General features: G+C 59.1%; 6 protein-coding genes. All 6 read right to left on the reverse strand.

What is annotated here, in order from left to right; translation table 11 throughout:
• Nucleotides 1-141 precede the first annotated feature (141 nt).
• Nucleotides 142-339 (reverse strand): hypothetical protein, encoded by a 198-nt coding sequence (locus tag IFO71_RS21280; protein WP_192031702.1) that lies wholly within the window; start codon nucleotides 337-339, stop codon nucleotides 142-144.
• On the reverse strand, nucleotides 339-659 hold the full coding sequence (locus IFO71_RS22395) for an RHS repeat-associated core domain-containing protein (RefSeq protein ID WP_192031706.1): 321 nt from the start codon (nucleotides 657-659) through the stop codon (nucleotides 339-341). The genes IFO71_RS21280 and IFO71_RS22395 overlap by 1 nt, the downstream gene beginning before the upstream one ends.
• 21 nt (nucleotides 660-680) lie before the next feature.
• Entirely contained in the window at nucleotides 681-1,454 is a 774-nt protein-coding gene (locus tag IFO71_RS21290; RefSeq protein ID WP_225444865.1) for a hypothetical protein, read from the reverse strand.
• Between the two features lie 17 nt (nucleotides 1,455-1,471).
• Nucleotides 1,472-2,134, reverse strand: a complete 663-nt coding sequence (locus IFO71_RS21295; RefSeq protein WP_192031707.1) for an RHS repeat-associated core domain-containing protein — start codon at nucleotides 2,132-2,134, stop codon at nucleotides 1,472-1,474.
• A 23-nt stretch (nucleotides 2,135-2,157) separates the two neighbouring features.
• A complete protein-coding gene (locus IFO71_RS21300; RefSeq protein WP_192031704.1) occupies nucleotides 2,158-2,796 on the reverse strand; it encodes a hypothetical protein in 639 nt (212 codons plus the stop codon).
• Nucleotides 2,797-3,222: 426 nt separating this feature from the next.
• Nucleotides 3,223-3,549 (reverse strand): hypothetical protein, encoded by a 327-nt coding sequence (locus IFO71_RS21305; RefSeq protein WP_192031705.1) that lies wholly within the window; start codon nucleotides 3,547-3,549, stop codon nucleotides 3,223-3,225.
• Nucleotides 3,550-3,834 lie beyond the last annotated feature (285 nt).

Genomic DNA, 3,834 nt, shown 5'->3' on the forward strand with positions numbered 1-3,834 from the left:
CCCGGCTGGGCGTAGACCGGATCGAGGCCGGCGGCGAAGGTCAGCACGGCTACGATCGACAGCGCCAGCGCGCGACTCAGCAGGGTATGTGATACGCCATTCATTGGCGGAGATCCTTCAACAGAGCGTTTAGTTCGTTTGTCAGCATCGGCGCTGCGCAGCAGACGCGGCCCGCCTCAGCTGCGCCACGCCGCCCAACAGGGCCAGAGCCAGGGCCAGGATCGCCAGCATGCCGCGCTGGTCTACCGGCACCGCCACGGCGTCCTGGTCGTTATCAATCACGCCGAACAGCACCGTATCCGACTGCAGCCCGCTGTAGCCTGGATCGGCGGCATTCATCACCTGGCCCTGTACGCTGAGCCGGTAGGCGCGGCGGCGGTCAGGTCATCGCGGGTGCTGAGTCGCAGCGACACCGGCTGCTGCCAGTTGTCCGGCCCAATCACTACCCGCATCGGGCTGAGGCTGTAGTTAATGGCTGTCCAGGTTGCTGTCCCCCTTTGAATATAGCGCCCCGTGCTGGGATCGTAGTCGCGGTAATAGTTGTAGTGTAGGCCGGTCTCACGATCGAACTGCTGACCGGGGAAACGCAGAGTGTAGTCGAACTCAGCCAGACCCGCGGGATTGCTGTCGGCGGGGGTACCACCAACTCCTATCGCCAGATAACTAGGTTGTGATGCCCGCTAAACGGCTTTACCCAAAGCATCGCTCGGCTGGTCACTCAGCGTGAACTCGCGGTCGGGCCAATGCTTGCGCAAGAAGCTGCGGATGCGTTTGGCCGAGCGTTTCAGGCTGCCGACGTCGAATGAGAGATCCGCCTCACCGGCGCCGCGCGAGTCGCCATCCCATTCGCCGAGTTCCTTTTCGTGGACGAAGGCGGTGATGGCTTGGAACATCGGGCCGATGACCGTGTCTTCGTCATCGGCAGTGATGATCCATAGAGTGCCAGGCTCATCGGCCAACTCGCCGTTCGGAACAGGCTCTTCGCTAGCGGGCGGCGCCCAGGGCTTAACATCCGGGATCGGCGGCCACGGCGCCGCGGTCGGCAGAGCATCCAACTCGCGCTGCAGATAGGCCATGGTCTCGGCTGTAGCCTTGAACTTGCGGCCAACAAACAGGAAGGCCTCCACCGCCACCCGCAGCGTGCGCCAGAAGCGCTCCTGCGGGTCGAAGCCATCGCGGTAACCGCGGACGTCGACGTGAACAAAGGCGTAGAAAACCCTTTTCCCTTGGAAGTCGCTTAGCGACTCATCTACGGAGAAGCAGTCATCCCGTCTAACCCTTAAGCACAGATCCTTCAAGTGGGAACAAGCCGCGTCGAGCTTGCTTCGATGGAACAGTACTCGCAACCAATTGTTCAGCTGCTGAAGACCATCCCATCTTAGGAAGGCCGCTTTCTCGTCACGGGGATGGGCGACGCCGCGCTCCCCAAACGTTCCTGCAAATATCGATTGCATAGCATCTCCAAGCCGGCTCAACGCCTTCCTCGCATGTGTTCACGATTCCCCGGAAGACTATTTCCAACTCCTCGTAGCTTATCGCGCAAGTCAGTCTCATAGCGTAGCGCATCAGCTGTGCTGCAAAACTGCCGGCGGACAACACACTCGAAACGACCGTCATTTCCGGGAAGGCGATTTAGCCTGCGGGTCTGCGTCATGCAACGTTGTGACCCGCCAATCCCGTTTCCTTTGCCCTTCCCAACTTTCAATAACGAGCCGTTGTGGTTGTCCGTGATCACATAGACATGCGTTGGCCCTTTGTAGTCTTTCGAATTTCCATGGGGCGCCTTGCCGCCGCTGCTGGGCCCACAATTGCAATTGAGCGGCTTGGCCGGTGATCGTGGTGGCTTTCCTGGCTTGGGCTGCGGTATTGCACTGCCCGGATAACGCAGCCCCTCTGCATCCCACGCCACCAGAGGCTGGGCAGCCACATACACGTATGGATTGATTCCGCCTTCCAGCCCGATCGGGTCGCTTTGAATATAGCGCCCCGTGCTGGGATCGTAGTCGCGGTAATAGTTGTAGTGTAGCCCGGTCTCGCGATCGAACTGCTGACCGAGGAAACGCAGAGTGTAGTCGAACTCACCCAGACCCGCGGGATTGCCATCGGCGGGGGTATCACCAACTCCTATCGCCAGATAGCTAGGTTGTGATGCCCACGCTACACGGCTTTACCCAAAGCATCGCTCGGCTGATCACTCAGCGTGAACTCGCGGTCGGGCCAATGCTTGCGCAAGAAGCTGCGGATGCGTTTGGCCGAGCGTTTCAGGCTGTCGACGTCGAATGAGATATCCGCCTCACCGGCGCCGCGCGAGTCGCCATCCCATTCGCCGAGTTCCTTTTCGTGGACGAAGGCGGTGATGGCTTGGAACATCGGGCCGATCACCGTGTCTTCGTCATCGGCGGTGATGATCCACAAAGTGCCCGGCTCATCGGCCAGCTCCCCGTTCGGAACAGGCTCGTCGCTAGCGGGCGGCTCCCAGGGCTTAACATCCGGGATCGGCGGCCACGGCGCCGCGGTCGGCAGAGCATCCAACTCGCGCTGCAGATAGGCCATGGTCTCGGCCGTAGCCTTGAACTTGCGGCCAACAAACAAGAAGGCCTCCACCGCCACCCGCAGCGTGCGCCAGAAGCGCTCCTGCGGGTCGAAACCGTCGCGGTAGCCGCGGACGTCTATGTGCACAAAGGCGCAAAAAACCTTCTTGCTTTCGAAGTGGCTGAGCGACTCGTCAACTCCAAAGAATTCGTCGCGACTCTCCTCAATATAGAGTTCAGAAAGCGAGCTGCACGCCGCTGCCAAACCGCTTCTATTGCAAAGACAGTCAAGATAGTTGTTCGCAACGCGCTCACCACCATATAGCAACGATGCCACCTTCTCATCTCGGGGGTGCACAGCCCCGCGGGAGCCGAGAACTCCAGAAAAAACAGATTGCCTAGCCACAACAGTCCTCCACTTTATCAACGTCGGCCGCGCATGTGCTCACGGTTGCCAGGGAGGCTGTTGCCACTCCCTCTGAGCTTGTCGCGAAGATCGGCTTCGTAGCGCAGCGCGTCGGCTGTGCCACAGAACTGCCGACGCACAATGCACTCAAAGCGCCTGTCGTTTCCTGGTAGCCGGTTGAGCCTACGTTCTTGAGTTTTGCATCGGGACGACCCGTCAATCCCATTGCCCTTCGACCTTTAACAACCGGTTGCGGCGCATGTTGAAACCAGCACATGTCAGCAATCACACGGAAATTGCCTTCCAGCGAGCTTCGATGCATTCACTCACTTGTAGAAACCTTTCCTGTTCGCACATCTCAACGATTCGGTTCTTGATCCGCGCATAGTCAGATCGTGAGTAAAGCGCATGGGTGCTGGGCAGAGCCTCCAGACACTTTCGACCCCGCTGCGGCTGCCTCACGCAGTACAAGACGAGAACTTTCGCCAGCGCGGCCGGCCCCCACGCATCCCACTCCGGCTTCTGAAAAAGACTATCCACATCCAGCTGCTGCAGCCTTCTACCAATTTCCGGCAAAGTGTTTTCCACCAGGAAATCTACCAAACGTTGCACGAATGGCTCGAGGCAGTCTGGAGTTGGAAGACAGAACTGCTTTTCCCAGCCCGCCAATGAGAATGGGGACGAGAGGTTGCTCCAATCGCTGGTTTCTCTTTCAACGCCCACCTGCCAGCCAAAGATGTAGTGCGGATACCAAGTAGGTCGATTCGCAACCTGTGTCTTGCCCCCAGATCCTTGGACCCGATGAAATGATAGACAACCATCGAGGAGCAAGACATGGGACGCAAGAGCGAAATGCCTGCAGAGAAGCGCGTAGACCTGGTATTGGCGCTATTGAGG

Source organism: Pseudomarimonas arenosa (genome assembly GCF_014841215.1).
Classification (GTDB): Bacteria; Pseudomonadota; Gammaproteobacteria; order Xanthomonadales; family Xanthomonadaceae; genus Pseudomarimonas; species Pseudomarimonas arenosa.

What these genes read in the sequence shown, in the direction of transcription:
- IFO71_RS21280 (WP_192031702.1), bottom strand. Translation starts at nt 339, where the DNA reads ATGAATGCCGCCGATCCAGGCTACAGCGGGCTGCAGTCGGATACGGTG.
- IFO71_RS21290 (WP_225444865.1), bottom strand. Translation starts at nt 1,454, where the DNA reads ATGCAATCGATATTTGCAGGAACGTTTGGGGAGCGCGGCGTCGCCCAT.